The organism is Aquimarina sp. Aq107 (genome assembly GCF_943733665.1).
Taxonomy (GTDB): domain Bacteria; phylum Bacteroidota; class Bacteroidia; order Flavobacteriales; family Flavobacteriaceae; genus Aquimarina.
In genome coordinates this window covers 2,790,216-2,804,306 of record NZ_OX030782.1, presented here as the reverse complement: position 1 = coordinate 2,804,306, position 14,091 = coordinate 2,790,216, and the positions used below count along the sequence as shown (strand labels likewise).

Genomic DNA, 14,091 nt, shown 5'->3' with positions numbered 1-14,091 from the left:
TATAAGATGATTTATAATGCTTGTTTAATCGGTTAAGATTAATAAAAATGCTGTTACAGATTATAAGTAACAGCATTTTTAATGATTGATGAATGTATAAATGATTGATTAGTTTTCTATAGCTTCGCTTAGAAATAAATTTTTATTCTTATTGCTTGATCAAGAGAGACATCATTGTCTTGTTCTTTTAATGATTTTACAAACTCTGGAGTTACTCCATGAATTTTTAAACTTTGCGCTTGGTCCTCTGTGATATTCTTATAACCCAGATCTTCAAATGTTTTTATAAACTCTGGAGTTACATTATGTATTTTGAAAGACATAATATCATCTAAGGGAAGGTTACCAAACCTAGTTTTCTTAAATTCTTTAATATATTCAGGAGAAATATTGTGAATCTTCAAAGACATTAAATCGTCAATATCTAAATTACTATATCCAATATTTTTATACTCTTTAGCAACATCTGGCGATACATTATGTATTTTTAATGACATTGCCTCATCTATAGAAATATTCTTATATCCAGCTTTTTTAAAGGTATTAACGAATTCTGGAGTCACATTATGAATTTTTAAACCTACAACTTTATCTAAAGGAATATTCTTATAACCTGCGGCGTGATATTTTTTTATGAAATCTGGAGTTACGTTATGAATTTTAAGTGAAATGATATCATCTACAGAAGCGTTTTCATAACCAAGTGCCTTAAATTGTTTTATAAAATCATTAGGATTTTGTTTAACTTCTTGATATCCTTTTCCCGAACTACTTGTAGAAGAACTTGACTGTCCGTTTTGTTGAGCAGCTTTTGCTTGTTCAGGAGAAATTCCATGAATTTTTAATTTGATAGCTTCTTTTAGAGAAAGATTGGTTTGCCCTGCTTTTTTATATGATTTTATAAGGTCTGGTGTTACATTATGTATTTTTAGATTTCTAGCTTCTTTTAATGTGATATTTGGATAACCCGATGTTTTAAAACTGGTTATAAATGCTGGAGTTACATTATGTATTTTTAGGTTTTTAGCCTCTTTTAAAGTAATGCTTTTGTATCCAGCGTTTTTATAAGCTTGCACATATTGTGGAGTCACATTGTGGATTTTAAGGTTCTGTGCCTCCTTTGCTGAAATATTTGTGTATCCTTCTTTTTTAAAATCTGCGATAAAATCAGGAGATACATTATGAATCTTTAGTCTCATATAGTCATTTAAGGACATCTTTTTATACCCATTGTCATTATAAGATTTAATAAATTCTGGAGATAAATTATGAATTTTAGCTTTGGTAATTTCTTTTAATGTAGCTTGTTGACCATTAACGTTATTAATGAATTTTATATAGGAAACATCTACATCAAATAGGTTTAATTTACTTACCTCATTCATAGTGTAATCTGTATACCCTAATTTGGATAATTCTTTTCTGTACATTTTCAATTTTTCTAAAGAAAGTCCTTTGTGTATAATATCTTCAAAATCATCTTGATCTAAAGAAAGGTTTTCTTGTTTTAGATAAGCCAAATAAGAATTATCAAAATCAGTAAGAAAACAATGCACAAGCTCTTCATTATCTGCCTTAAATCCTTGTTTAGATAATGCGTTGCTAAAACTGGTATTAGGTGTAAAAGTATATCTTCCATCGCCTATTCCGTTTTCGTATTGACCACTAAATACCATGGTTCCTGCATCTCGTGTAATTTCGAATTTTTGTTTGCTGCCAGATGGAAAATTGGCAAAAAATGAAGGGTCATAACAACGTGTTATAGACCAATAACTTCTTTTTAGAGGTTCTGCATTTCTATACATAATACATAGTTTACCACCTCCTTCTTCTGCATCCCATGCTCCTCTGGTAAAGTCATTTTTAAACTTGGACTCTTTAAAATGTTCATCACTTGGAGTTTCTAATTCATTAGAAATAGACTCGTCAATTGATGTGTTAATACTGACCGGATTAAAAGATAATACGGTTACTGCCAGTAATGGAATAATGATTAGGTATTTCCATCCTGATTTTGCTGTTGATTTTTTGGAATTCATCATAATGATTCGTTTTTTGAGAAATGATTGATTGTAACTTGTTGCCAAACCTGTTGGCATATCTGGGGTTGATACTTTTAATAAATTCATTTGATATACTTCTTTATCCTCCCCTTTAATAAGCATACCATGATCTGTAAGATATTCTAGATTATTGTCAATCGCTTTACGATATAACCAAGCAAATGGATTAAACCATTGTACAGTGACTAATAATTCTACCAATAACATGTCTAAACTATGTTTTCCAGAAATATGTAGTTGTTCATGTTTTAATATTTGCAAATATGTATCTGGATTGTATTGATTTGGATTGATAAATATCTTATTCCAAAAAGAGTAGGGAGCATGATTAGTATTCGTTTCTACAATTTTGTATGCATCTACTTCGATAGTAGGAAACTTTATCATCCTGTATAATAATACAATCAATTGAATTAAAAAATTAACTCCGAATGCCATTACTCCTAAAATATAGATATAGAGGATTATTGATTTCCAATCCAAAGAAATAATAGAAGGATTGATTGAATCAGTAACAATGTCGGTAGTAGTATTCTCGGAAAAGCTTACTGGATTTTCATTGTTATAAACATCAACTTCTAGAGAATTAGTTGTAGGATTTTCGACAATTTCTTTCTGAAATAAGGTTGTTTTAAAAGATATACTTTCTGGGACGGAGATAAAAGGTATAGAAAATGAGATTACCATCAAGCTAAGTAATACTCCTCTATTTAGGTTGTAAAAAGTCTCTTTAGATAGGAATAATCTATATATCAAATAAGACAAACCTATAAGTGCTGAACTGTAGATTATGTAAGTCATTATTTTTTGCGTTTAATGAGTTTAATAATTTCTTCTAACTCTTCGGTATTTATTTTTTCTTCTTTAGCAAAGAATTTAACCAATGCTAGTGGTGAGTTATCGAAGTAATTATTGACAACTTCTCCTAAAACGTCTTTTTGATAATCATTTTTTGAAATTAAAGGATAGTATTGAAAACTATTACCGAATGCCTTATGACTGATAAAACCTTTTTCTTCTAAAATTTTTACAATAGTAGCAGTGGTATTATAATGAGGTTTCGGATCTGGTAGTTCTTCAATAATTTCTTTAATAAATGCTTTTTCTAGTTTCCATAAACTCTGCATTATTTGTTCTTCTCGTTTAGCTAACTTTTGCATGATTTTCAATTTGATAGAACAAACATACTCCTAACAAATTAGTTTTACAACTAATTTGTTAGGAGTTCAACTAATTTATTAGGAGTATTTGTACTGTAAGCCCCTTTAAATATGGGTTTATATGGTTTTGTTAAATAAGTATTAAAATGATTTTAGAAAGGAAGATTGCTAAGATCTACATTTCCGCCGGATAGAATAATTCCTATTTTTTGATGCTTAAAACGTTCTTTTTCTTTAAGTAAAGCTGCTAAAGGAACAGCGCAAGAAGGTTCTATTATGATTTTCATACGTTCCCAGATAAGACGCATAGCACTTATAATTTCTTCTTCATCGACCCGAATAATTTCCGAAACGTATTGTTGTATAATAGGAAAAGTAAGATTACCTAGAGGCATCTTAAGTCCATCAGCAGAAGTATTAGTTGTTTCATTAATTTCTAAAGTACCACTTTGTAATGCTCGGTATGCATCATCAACTTCAAAAGGTTCTCCACCAATTACTTTACAATTTTTTCCAAAAAAGTTTGCTGCTAATGATGTGCCGGCAATTAAACCACCACCACCAACAGGAGCAAATATATATGTTAAGCCTGGATGATCCTCTAATAATTCTAATGCAGCAGTCCCTTGTCCTAATATAACATTATGATCATTATATGGGTGTAAAAATGTAGCCCCTTTTTCTTTTTGAATTTTACTTGCGGTTTCTTCTCTATCTTTATGAGTGGGAGGACATTCTATGATTTCTCCACCATAATCTTTAACCGCATCTTTTTTTACTTGTGGAGCATTAGATGGCATTACGATATAGGCTTTTACACCTAAAATCTGAGCAGACAAGGATAATGCTTGTGCAAAATTACCAGAAGAATGGGTAACAACACCTTTTGATTTTTGTTCATCTGATAACTTAAGAATGGCATGGGTAGCACCTCGCATTTTAAAAGCCCCCATTCTCTGAAAGTTTTCGCACTTAAAATAAAGATCTGCTCCAGATATCTGATTAATAAGTCTAGATGTTAATACGGGAGTTCTATGGATATAGGATGCTATCGTTTGCGCAGTATCGCTAAGTCTTTTTGCATTCATTATAGATGAAATAAATATCTCAAACGAAGATACTATTTTTTCCTACCTATAAGAAGGGTATTTGTTCCATAAACATTATTGTGCAATTGAAATTCAATTTCTTTAGTGAACTTATGGATTATTGATTGTATGACTGTGTCATCTTCTAATTGAATTCCAGCATTAAAAAGTATGTTTCCTTTTGGTTTTAATTGTCTTGTTAAAGTATCCCAAAATTCAATTGAATAGAATTTATTAGGTACTTTTAAATCAATAAAAATATCAATAATAATAAGGTCAAAATCGGTGTTACATTTATTTATAAAATTATATGCATCTTGTGATATAATAGATAGATTATTACTTTGAATAATATCAAACTCCTCTTCAGCTAACCTAATTATAACAGGATCAATTTCTACAGCAGTAATATGTCCTCTATGATTATACTTCTTTTTTAATGTCTCTATGACACTTCCTCCTCCCATTCCTAACAAAAGGATGTTTGCTTTACTATCAAAGTATATTTTAGATAAACCATAATCTAAAATTCGCTGCAATGAACCGTAAGAATAGTTAGCTGTTTCACTATCTAGAATCTTTTTACCATTCATCCAGGTAATTTCTAAAGTTCCATTGATTTTAGATGTAATTTTTTTGGTCAAAGGCCAGATATAGCTAACGATTTTTTTCATATTTCTACTACTGATAATGGCTAAGAGTAAGATTATAATAAAACGTATAGATCATCTAAAATAGAATTTAGATGATCAACGTTTTTATTAAAATTATAGAGCTGTAGCTCCTGCTTCTGCTACCGCATGATCATTTTCTACACTACTACCGCTTACTCCGATTGCACCAATAATTTCATCTTTTTCGTTTTTTATAGGTACTCCACCAGGAAAGGTTATTAAACCTCCATTAGAATGTTCTATATTGTATAAAGGGCTTCCTGGTTGTGATAACTCTCCAATAACACCTGTATTCATATCAAAAAAACGAGCTGTTTTTGCTTTCTTTAATGATATATCTAGAGATCCTAACCAAGCGCCATCCATGCGCGCAAAAGCAACTAAGTTTGCTCCAGCATCAACAACAGAAATATTCATTTTAGTGTTTAGCGCAATTGATTTTGCTTTTGCAGCAGTGATTATTTTTTCTGCCTGATCTAATGTAATGTTCATTTAAATTTTATTTTATGAGTGTTCTAATTTGACGGCAATATCTTCATAAAACTGTCCTGAACATGTGAATTACCTCATAAATAAAATATAAAGTTTTATTGATCATTGTATACTATATAGTAATGCAATGATAGATAGTTGTTTATACTAAATTACATTAAATGCTTAATTATTATTCAGCTTTTTTATAAGCTTCTTTTAGCCATTCGGTAAGTTCTGAGTCTATTTGATCTAGAGTTGTTAATTGAACTCTATGAGTACACATTGTTCCAAAAGGACCAGAATTTAGTAATCGATCTGTTGTTGGTACGTCTTTTAATTTTAAACCAAGATCTATTCTTGTTTTAGTTGCTGGCTTAATAAGTGCGAATTGTTTTTTTCTGATAATGCTGACACTTGTTTTTTTAGGAGTATTTATGACATCAGTGCCAAAAGAATTAACTACAGCTAATAGTTTTTGATAGATTGGTAATAAAGTTTCTTTTCCTTTATACTGATTCGTAACTAAGTCATCCGGAGTTTCGTTTGATTCTTTAGATAGCGTAATGATGGTATTAGCAAAACCGTGTGTAACTCCATGTTCGCCCTTTAAAAATTTCATGGCTTCTCCGTGTTTAGCGAAAGATTTTTCTTGTAGAATTTTTTTCCATTCATCTAATGATTTACCTGTTTTTTCAGGCATGTTACTTATCATGGTTTGTAGTGCTTTGTCCATATTTTAATAGTTAATTGATCGTTTGCCAGTTTCTAAGTATGTAATTAAATTCAAATATGATTTTTCATTACCACTAATAAAAAACTTCATTAAGGATAGATATTTTGGATTATTCTTATAGCCAACTCCATAAGAAGTTACCTTGGTTTTTTTAGTTGTGATATTTTCAAAAGATATAATATTATAAAGATCTTTTTCATCTTTTTTCATAAAATTCGGAAAATTACTAGTAAGTTCTGCTTGTAGTGTTATGATTTTTTTGGGCACATAGTTCACAATATTAAGATGTATTGTTGTGCTATCTCCAATCCTTCCATTTTTATTATAATTGGTTCTTATTTTTCCATTGATTTTAAAATCAACTTCTGCTAATGCCACTGCCCAGTTTTCCCAACCTTTTTTGGTTGTATATGCATTCCAAACAGAATCTAATGGAACATTAATGATAAACTCTTGTATGAGTACAAGCTCCTTTTTATTTGTAGAATCAATGGTAGAAGTAATTCTTTTTTCTGTTTGTAACTTTGGATCTTGCGAATAAAGAAATAACCAAGGTGAAATAATTAGAATTATTAGAAAAGATGTTTTCATATCATTATCAATTTAATGCGAAGTAATAAAAACAAAAAGTACTATGATAGTAAAAAATTAACCTTCTCTATCCAAAGGAAAGAAGTTAGGTTCATCTTTATTAAATTCCTGTTTAATAAATTCTTGAGGGTTAAAGCCAGAAAAATGATTAAACTCTTTTATAAAGTGTGATTGATCAGAATAACCACATTGATATGCTATTTGGGACCAAGTGATACTTTCTTTTTGTCGAATTTGTTTTAAGATTTCATTAAATCGTAAAATTCGTTGATAATATTTGGGAGTAACACCTATATATTTTTTGAATTGATCTATAAGATGCTTTTGAGTATAAGGATAGCCATTAATAGCTTCATTAAAATTCGTTACAGGTTCTGTTTCCAACTTTTTTATTACATAGAGCAATTCTTTAGAAGGTATTTTAGAATCATTAAATCTATTTATTAACCATTGTTCTGCTATATTGAATTTATCCTTAGATGATTCTTGCTTCTTAAGGTTTTCTCTCAGTTCTGTTAGCTCTTCTTTAAAAATTTCTTCATAAGATAAAACCTTATCACTCAGATTTTCCGCAGGAAAATGAAAAAAGGGATAGGTTCCAAAAGGTTTAAACTGAATTACAAACATTTCTGATTTTGGGTGTGCTGAGATTGAAATGTAGTTCTTATGCATGCCAGATACCCAGGCTTTTGTATATGTTTTATTTGGTTTTAGCGTAGTATTATCAAATGTTTTTCTTGGGATGTTATCTAATTCGAATATAATAAAAACATGTCCTGTTGGTATAACTCTCTCTATAGAATGATCTGGCATAAAATCTTTAAAATAAAATATAGATTCAATGTATTCACTAATGGGACCATTCAATTGATGAGTTTCAAAAATCATATAGAGTATTTAGTATTTGGGTTATAAAAACTTAGATATTTTTTAGATTATAAAATCACATTAGAAATAAGCTGTTCTACCGTAGGATGATCGTTTCCACCAGCTGGTTCAATAGTGATGTTTAATGATTCAGCATTTTCTATGTATTTCATTTTTATCATTTCAGCATCAGCAGAAATAACTCCCATATCTATCATTTCTCCATCTACATCCGCCCACATTTGATAAGTATTATTGTTCTTTAGCTTAGAAAGCCCTTGAGGGTTTAATATAACTTCTTTGTTTTGATGATTAACGTAAGCAACAGCAGCAGAATTAGGTGATTTTTCATTTCCTTTTAAAACCAATTGAACTACATCGGGTTTATTAATCGCTCGATACCAATCATTCGTTTCCTTTAAATCTCCTTCTATATTTACCAATTTGGTTCGTAAATTATCTGTTTCTTGTTGTAAATTCACTATAGTCTGTTCTGTCTCTTTCCATTGATTATATAACCAACCAGAACTCAATAAAAATAGTGTAGCTAAACTTGCCGCAACTGCAAAATTATAAGATGTTCTTTTTGTTTTTTGTAATGGAATTACTTTTTCATCAGAATGTATAGTAGCTTTTTCTATCGTATTAAATAGTGCTGTTTTTAAATGAGTGGGAGGGGAGATGGCATTTTCTAAAGCTATTTGCTCCATATCATCTTCCATTTTGCCAAAGTATTCACGCAACTCATCATCCTCTTTTAGAATATTTTCTACTTCTATAGATTCCTTTTCCGAAAGCTCACCTAATAGATATTGTTCTAGTATTCCTGTATCTTTTATTGTATTCCTATCCATCATCTCATCATTTCAATAATAATCCATACGATAATAAGTTCTTCTTTGTAAGATTCACGCAATTTTTTAAGAGCTTGTTTTATATAGGATTTGAATGTTCCTAATGGTACATTCATCTCTTCATGAGCTTCTCTATGAGTGAGTCCATTAAAATATACAAGTTCTAAAGCTTTTTGATGATGAGGTTCTAATTTCTTTAAAGAACCTACTATCCCGTTTGTATCTATTTCTTCTTCAGAAGTACTTCTATCTTTATATACACTTAAATCCTCATTTTGGATGAGGGTTTCTGTTTTTCTTAAAGAATTTAACGTAAGGTTCCTAGCTATTCGGTAGGACCATGTAAAAAACTTTCCTTTTTCTGAATCATAAGTATTTGCTTTTTGCCAAATTTTCATAAATGTTTCTTGTAATAATTCTTGTGCTAAAGGTTCATTTTTACACATTCTTAAAATTACACTATAAATCGCTCCAGAGTATAGATCATAGACCTTAGACAACGCTTTTGTGTCTTGATTCTGTAATCTTTTTATGAGCTCTAAATCGTCTTTCATTTATTATTGACTTCTTCAAATTTAAAAAAAATCTCATCCAAACTCATCCAAACGAAACAAACTTGTGTATATGATAATGAAAAGCGCGTTTAACATTGTTTAATTATTAAAAAATAAAATCATGAAAAAACTAATTTTTATTACCTCGACTCTTTTCTTATTCGTAGTATCTCAATCGATGTTTGCACAATCAAAAAAAGATATTGTAGATGTGGCAGCTTCGGTAGATGATTTCTCTACATTGGTTACAGCGGTAAAAGCAGCAGATTTAGTAGGAGCATTAAAAGGCGACGGCCCATTTACGGTGTTTGCTCCCACGAATGATGCTTTTGCAAAGATTGATTCTAAAACTTTAAATTCTTTATTAGAACCAGCTAATAAAGCAAAGTTAACTTCAATTCTTACATATCACGTAGTATCAGGTAAAATTGATGCTGGAGCTGTAGTAAAAGCATTGAAAAGTGGCGGTGGAAAAGCGGAACTAACTACTCTGAATGGTGCGAAATTAAAAGTTCTGAAAAAGGATGGAAAAATATGGCTAAAAGACCAAAATGGTAATTATAGCCAAATTGTAAAAACTGATGTAATGGCTTCTAACGGAGTGATTCATGTAATTGGTGATGTTGTAATGCCAAAATAAAAGTCATTGTATTATTTGTAAGCGCTGTAGAAATACAGCGCTTATTTTTTAGTTGTAGAATCTTCTATAAGATTCATCCAAGATTCTTTATATTTTCTAAAATAAATTGAACCTATTATACTAACTACTGCTGTAGCAATTCCTACTAATGAATAAAAAATAGGGATTATGTTGCTATTAACCTTTAGTATAAATGGTATTCTCGTAAGTACTTCGGCAAAAAATGCACAGTACAATCCTATCACACTCCAATACATAAAACTAAGATGTAGTTGTAAATAATTTGTTGGCTTTTTTATGAACATTGGTATAATTCCTAATAATAAAGTGATGCTGCTAATTACTGCGAACCAATGTAGTACACCAAATGTTCCGTGTAATCGATATATCATAAAAGAAGTTGCCAGTAAAACGCTCATAGCAATGGTATAGATATAACCAATTCTCTTATGATTTTTGGTTCCTTTAGGTTTGATTAAAGCTAGAGTTCCAAATAATAATGAAATTATTGATGAGGCGAAATGAACAATACCTATAGAGCTTAAAAACATAATATATTAATTTATGCGAAAGCTACTGCGATACGTAGTATGAAAGTAATTATAATTACCGAATTGTTATATGTTCTGACTCAATTGTAGTTTTAATTAAATCTAATGATTATTCAACCAATTTTGTGCTTCTTGAGTGTACCAGTTTTTTGAAAAATTCTTCGCATTGACAATGCTTTCAAAGTGGTATTTTGCTTTTTCGGTGTTTCCTTTTCTATCATAATAGGTGCCGAGATATATATGTACATAAGGACTTTTAGGTGTTTCTTTGATCAACTTTTCTCCAATAAGTTCGATTTGAGTATCAAACGTATTGAACTCACCAAGATCCATATAGAATGAAACATCCTTTAAAAACGATAGATTGTGAAGAAGGTTTAGATCAGCATATTCTTGATAATTTGGGTATTGAGAAAAGGTGTATTCTAATATTTTCGAACTCGTTTTTATTTTTTCTGGATCAAACCTAGCCATAAACGATTCACTCAATGCCTGTGCTAATAATTTTTTTCTGTGAAAAGTACTTTTAGGGTACGTAGAAACAATCTCGGTTGTATCTAACAGTTCTAACAGTTCCATTTCACCGTGTTTGTATATATAATTTTTTAAAAAACTAATAACAAATAATGATGAAGTAGCATCTCCATAGATTAATCGCGCAGGATCACTCAATAAATTATTGTTAGCAAGTAAGGTTAAGGTAATCTTTTTTGAAGGGATTTTTAGAAACAAACTAGAATAGCAATCATATTGACCATAAGCCCATACCAGCTGTAGATCTTCGATCTCTTGACTAAAGATTCCATAACCATATGGTAGATCATCTTTAAAAGAAGAAAACATTAAATTCTTGGATTCTTCTGATATCAGTGTATTGGTATCCAAAGCATCATTAAAAATTGCTAAATCATTTAGATTAGAAACAATTCCTGCTGAGGTAGAATAACCGAAATCAATAAATCCTTTTTTTGTTCCCTCATTCAAGACATAAGGCTTGGCTATTTTTCGATTTTCTTCAGTAATTTGAAGTGAATCCTTAAGTAAGAAAGTGTTTTTTAATTGTAAAGGCATTAGAATTTCTTGATTCATAAACTCTTTAAAGGATTTATTGGAGGCTTTCTCAATAACCCTTGTGAGTATTCCAAATCGAGAACTATAATAAAATTCTGTTCCAATATTTCCTTGAGAAGTATGCGATAGGATATGTTTGATTAAAATTGAATCTTGCTGAATAGGGGCGTCTAAATAGTTATTGATTGGTTCTTCTAGCGAAAGTTTTTGTTGTTCTACAAGTTTCATTATTAAAACTCCTGAAAACACTTTGGTTATTGAAGCTATAGGAAATAAAACTGTAGAGTCTAATTCAGTTTGTTTTTCTATGTCTGATACACCTAGATAGTTTTGATATATATTATTTCCATTCTTTTGGATAGAAACGGCAAGTCCAGGAATTTGAAAAAACTTCTTTAATGCTATTAATTCAGATGTAAATTTTTCTTCCCTGTTATCTGATTGTTTACTTTTTTTAGTACAACTAGATAGGATTACCAACAGTATTAAACTATATGCGATTATTGATTTCATTTTTGGATTTTATGATTGACAACTATAAATATATGAATCATTAAGATGCGAAAACGTTTGGTAAATAGATTATCAGTTAGGATTCTTTTTATTTAAATACTTGATTTAAAATCCGTTGGTGAAATGCCTAAATAATGTTTAAAAAACCGAGTAAAATGGTTAGGTTCTTCAAAACCTAAGGTTCTAGATATCTCAGAAATAGATTCCCCTTCAATGAGCATAAATTTTGCAGTATTGATAAGTTCCAATCTGATTAATTGGCCTAAAGTGATATTCATTTTAGATTTAACTTTACTAGAAAGCGCTTTAATAGATAGATTCATTTTATCAGCATAAAATTCTAGAGCTCTTTCTTGAGTATGATATTTTTGTAAAAGTTCTAGAATATTTTGGGTAAATGTATCTCGTTTTTCAAAATCGAAGTTTTCTCGAAACTGTTTAGGTGTTTGTCCAGTTGAATTTTTAAAAACACGATTAAAATAAGCATCATCCTTAAACCCTAAATCATAAGAGATTTCCTGAATATTCTTATCAGTAAAAGCAATTTGTTTTTGGCTTTCCTGTAATCTTTTAGAGCTAACTAAATTTTTAATTGACAATCCTACTTTATTTTTAATAAGTGCTTGGGCATTATATCCATTATCATTAATAAGATTTACTAGATCGCTACTGGTTAAATTATTAGAATATTCTTCATCAATAATATCTTTAATATCAAAAATAATCTGATATTCTTCTTTGTTTGCTTTAAAAGGGTTTTGCCAGTACCATTGTTTTGAAGAAATATCTATAATATTAGAGGAATTATCTGTTAACGTTGATTCTGATAAAAAGTTATTACATTCGTCACATTCTAATAAATCAATATACCCTAAAGATATTAGATGTTTAAATAATACTCGAACTTCGGTATTATAAAATTTCTCTTTGTTCGAGAATTCAATTCTTCTGATAGTGAAATTGTCTGAAAGAAACTTGATGTATTGTCCTTTTTCTAAAAAAATGGCTTTTTCTTGCCAGTCTAAATAATTTTTAAAATCAACCTGAATACTCCCGTTACCCGATAAAATGTGGATTAACGTATGTTTTTCTATAAAGTATACTTTATTAAGTTCTGGTGAAAATTTTTCGACGTGATGCATTCAATTTACAATATACACTTTTTGGATCCTTTATATTGGATCCCGCAAGATTAACAAGAAATTTATTATTCAAAAGCAAGATAATAAAAGTGTAAGAAGTTTTAGAATGAATCATTCAAGATATTAATGATAGCTTTTTTAATTATAATATATAAAAGAAATAACCGCTTAAATTAGGATTCAAACGGTTATTACTCATTAATGTTATTACTCCAATCTATTTGATCAAATATTTATAAATCAGGCAGATGTTTCTGGTTTATGTAGGCTTACTACTATAAGAACCATTGCACCATTTATCCAATAGTAGTAAGCATCTATTCCTTGGAATGATAAAATAAAAGGAACGATAATAAATACAATTGCTACTAAAAAATCTACAATTAAATGAACTTTATATGGTACAATACGATATACTCCTAAATTATGATCTGTTAATAAGGTTAATATAAAAGCTGCAGCCCCAGTTGCTACAGAAACATATAGCGCCATTGGATTGGAACTTCCTAAACCAAGTATGTATGGTAGTAATATTAATATAATCGCAACAGGATAATCTAAAAATGCGTGTATTCTTTTGGTTACAAATTTCATGATTTTTAAATTTAAAGTGATGGGAAAATTAATTGTGAGTTTTACTTAGTTTACTCCAGTTTTTATCAGCAGTACTTTTTAGTTTATTATGATTGTTTTCTGCTAACCATAGTTGTTTAGCATCTAACTCTACATTATTTAAGAATAGATAATACTTACTATCTTTAACAATGAATTTTGTTGGATCAACTCTAAATTTTGCACCTGCATATGAGCCGAATGCGCAGAATCCTCCATATTGCGGTAGATATTTGGCAGGATTGTTATCAAAAGTTTGTTTTTGATCTAATGAGGTGAAATAATAAATGATTTTTTGATGTTCTGATTTATATTGTTTATTTCCTCTCTGCGCTAAACCTAGATCTAGGTAAGATACTGGGCTATATCCTTGTAATGCTATATTGCTATTGTCTACGTTATTGGCTTTTTTATCTTGTGCAGATAAATTAGCGGTAAGAATGAGTGCAATTATTACTAATGATGATTTTATAAGTTTCATAATATTTTTATTTAAATGTTATT

General features: G+C 29.7%; 16 protein-coding genes. 1 reads left to right on the top strand and 15 read right to left on the bottom strand.

Annotated features, from left to right (window positions below):
• Nucleotides 1-128: 128 nt before the first annotated feature.
• The 10 genes from NMK29_RS11995 to NMK29_RS11950 all read right to left on the bottom strand — a co-directional run bounded on the left by NMK29_RS11995 (nt 129) and on the right by NMK29_RS11950 (nt 9,058).
• The gene (locus NMK29_RS11995; protein WP_108805633.1) at nt 129-2,864 is read right to left on the bottom strand and encodes a M56 family metallopeptidase; all 2,736 of its coding nucleotides are present in this window, start codon (nt 2,862-2,864) and stop codon (nt 129-131) included.
• Entirely contained in the window at nt 2,864-3,223 is a 360-nt protein-coding gene (locus tag NMK29_RS11990) for a BlaI/MecI/CopY family transcriptional regulator (RefSeq protein WP_108805632.1), read from the bottom strand. Before NMK29_RS11990 ends, NMK29_RS11995 begins: the two co-directional genes overlap by 1 nt.
• A 152-nt stretch (nt 3,224-3,375) precedes the next feature.
• Nucleotides 3,376-4,311 (bottom strand): threonine/serine dehydratase, encoded by a 936-nt coding sequence (locus NMK29_RS11985; protein ID WP_108805631.1) that lies wholly within the window; start codon nt 4,309-4,311, stop codon nt 3,376-3,378.
• 32 nt (nt 4,312-4,343) lie between these two features.
• Nucleotides 4,344-4,985: a fused MFS/spermidine synthase gene (locus NMK29_RS11980; RefSeq protein WP_108805630.1), complete on the bottom strand. Its 642-nt coding sequence runs from the start codon at nt 4,983-4,985 to the stop codon at nt 4,344-4,346.
• 93 nt (nt 4,986-5,078) lie between these two features.
• Entirely contained in the window at nt 5,079-5,477 is a 399-nt protein-coding gene (locus NMK29_RS11975; RefSeq protein WP_108805629.1) for a heme-binding protein, read from the bottom strand.
• A 172-nt stretch (nt 5,478-5,649) separates the two neighbouring features.
• Entirely contained in the window at nt 5,650-6,192 is a 543-nt protein-coding gene (locus NMK29_RS11970; protein ID WP_108805628.1) for a DUF4287 domain-containing protein, read from the bottom strand.
• Between the two features lie 3 nt (nt 6,193-6,195).
• Nucleotides 6,196-6,783 (bottom strand): SRPBCC domain-containing protein, encoded by a 588-nt coding sequence (locus NMK29_RS11965; protein ID WP_108805627.1) that lies wholly within the window; start codon nt 6,781-6,783, stop codon nt 6,196-6,198.
• A 57-nt stretch (nt 6,784-6,840) separates the two neighbouring features.
• Entirely contained in the window at nt 6,841-7,671 is an 831-nt protein-coding gene (locus NMK29_RS11960; RefSeq protein ID WP_108805626.1) for an AraC family transcriptional regulator, read from the bottom strand.
• A 47-nt stretch (nt 7,672-7,718) separates the two neighbouring features.
• The gene (locus tag NMK29_RS11955) at nt 7,719-8,504 is read right to left on the bottom strand and encodes an anti-sigma factor domain-containing protein (protein ID WP_159092377.1); all 786 of its coding nucleotides are present in this window, start codon (nt 8,502-8,504) and stop codon (nt 7,719-7,721) included.
• Nucleotides 8,504-9,058 (bottom strand): RNA polymerase sigma factor, encoded by a 555-nt coding sequence (locus NMK29_RS11950; protein WP_108805624.1) that lies wholly within the window; start codon nt 9,056-9,058, stop codon nt 8,504-8,506. Before NMK29_RS11950 ends, NMK29_RS11955 begins: the two co-directional genes overlap by 1 nt.
• 121 nt (nt 9,059-9,179) lie before the next feature.
• Between NMK29_RS11950 and NMK29_RS11945 the strand changes: the two genes are divergently transcribed.
• Nucleotides 9,180-9,698: a fasciclin domain-containing protein gene (locus NMK29_RS11945; RefSeq protein ID WP_027391861.1), complete on the top strand. Its 519-nt coding sequence runs from the start codon at nt 9,180-9,182 to the stop codon at nt 9,696-9,698.
• Nucleotides 9,699-9,739: 41 nt separating this feature from the next.
• Here the strand turns inward: NMK29_RS11945 and NMK29_RS11940 are convergent, their stop codons facing one another.
• The 5 genes from NMK29_RS11940 to NMK29_RS11920 form a co-directional block, all read right to left on the bottom strand.
• Nucleotides 9,740-10,249 (bottom strand): DUF2306 domain-containing protein, encoded by a 510-nt coding sequence (locus NMK29_RS11940; protein WP_108805623.1) that lies wholly within the window; start codon nt 10,247-10,249, stop codon nt 9,740-9,742.
• Between the two features lie 102 nt (nt 10,250-10,351).
• Nucleotides 10,352-11,833 (bottom strand): serine hydrolase, encoded by a 1,482-nt coding sequence (locus NMK29_RS11935; RefSeq protein ID WP_108805622.1) that lies wholly within the window; start codon nt 11,831-11,833, stop codon nt 10,352-10,354.
• A 92-nt stretch (nt 11,834-11,925) separates the two neighbouring features.
• The gene (locus tag NMK29_RS11930) at nt 11,926-12,975 is read right to left on the bottom strand and encodes an AraC family transcriptional regulator (protein ID WP_108805621.1); all 1,050 of its coding nucleotides are present in this window, start codon (nt 12,973-12,975) and stop codon (nt 11,926-11,928) included.
• Between the two features lie 240 nt (nt 12,976-13,215).
• Nucleotides 13,216-13,569: a hypothetical protein gene (locus tag NMK29_RS11925; protein ID WP_108805620.1), complete on the bottom strand. Its 354-nt coding sequence runs from the start codon at nt 13,567-13,569 to the stop codon at nt 13,216-13,218.
• A 28-nt stretch (nt 13,570-13,597) separates the two neighbouring features.
• Nucleotides 13,598-14,068 (bottom strand): YHS domain-containing (seleno)protein, encoded by a 471-nt coding sequence (locus NMK29_RS11920; RefSeq protein ID WP_108805619.1) that lies wholly within the window; start codon nt 14,066-14,068, stop codon nt 13,598-13,600.
• Nucleotides 14,069-14,091 lie beyond the last annotated feature (23 nt).

Coding starts and splice junctions, on each gene's coding strand:
- NMK29_RS11995 (WP_108805633.1), bottom strand. CDS start 2,864: ATGACTTACATAATCTACAGTTCAGCACTTATAGGTTTGTCTTATTTG.
- NMK29_RS11990 (WP_108805632.1), bottom strand. CDS start 3,223: ATGCAAAAGTTAGCTAAACGAGAAGAACAAATAATGCAGAGTTTATGG.
- NMK29_RS11985 (WP_108805631.1), bottom strand. CDS start 4,311: ATGAATGCAAAAAGACTTAGCGATACTGCGCAAACGATAGCATCCTAT.
- NMK29_RS11980 (WP_108805630.1), bottom strand. CDS start 4,985: ATGAAAAAAATCGTTAGCTATATCTGGCCTTTGACCAAAAAAATTACA.
- NMK29_RS11975 (WP_108805629.1), bottom strand. CDS start 5,477: ATGAACATTACATTAGATCAGGCAGAAAAAATAATCACTGCTGCAAAA.
- NMK29_RS11970 (WP_108805628.1), bottom strand. CDS start 6,192: ATGGACAAAGCACTACAAACCATGATAAGTAACATGCCTGAAAAAACA.
- NMK29_RS11965 (WP_108805627.1), bottom strand. CDS start 6,783: ATGAAAACATCTTTTCTAATAATTCTAATTATTTCACCTTGGTTATTT.
- NMK29_RS11960 (WP_108805626.1), bottom strand. CDS start 7,671: ATGATTTTTGAAACTCATCAATTGAATGGTCCCATTAGTGAATACATT.
- NMK29_RS11955 (WP_159092377.1), bottom strand. CDS start 8,504: ATGGATAGGAATACAATAAAAGATACAGGAATACTAGAACAATATCTA.
- NMK29_RS11950 (WP_108805624.1), bottom strand. CDS start 9,058: ATGAAAGACGATTTAGAGCTCATAAAAAGATTACAGAATCAAGACACA.
- NMK29_RS11945 (WP_027391861.1), top strand. CDS start 9,180: ATGAAAAAACTAATTTTTATTACCTCGACTCTTTTCTTATTCGTAGTA.
- NMK29_RS11940 (WP_108805623.1), bottom strand. CDS start 10,249: ATGTTTTTAAGCTCTATAGGTATTGTTCATTTCGCCTCATCAATAATT.
- NMK29_RS11935 (WP_108805622.1), bottom strand. CDS start 11,833: ATGAAATCAATAATCGCATATAGTTTAATACTGTTGGTAATCCTATCT.
- NMK29_RS11930 (WP_108805621.1), bottom strand. CDS start 12,975: ATGCATCACGTCGAAAAATTTTCACCAGAACTTAATAAAGTATACTTT.
- NMK29_RS11925 (WP_108805620.1), bottom strand. CDS start 13,569: ATGAAATTTGTAACCAAAAGAATACACGCATTTTTAGATTATCCTGTT.
- NMK29_RS11920 (WP_108805619.1), bottom strand. CDS start 14,068: ATGAAACTTATAAAATCATCATTAGTAATAATTGCACTCATTCTTACC.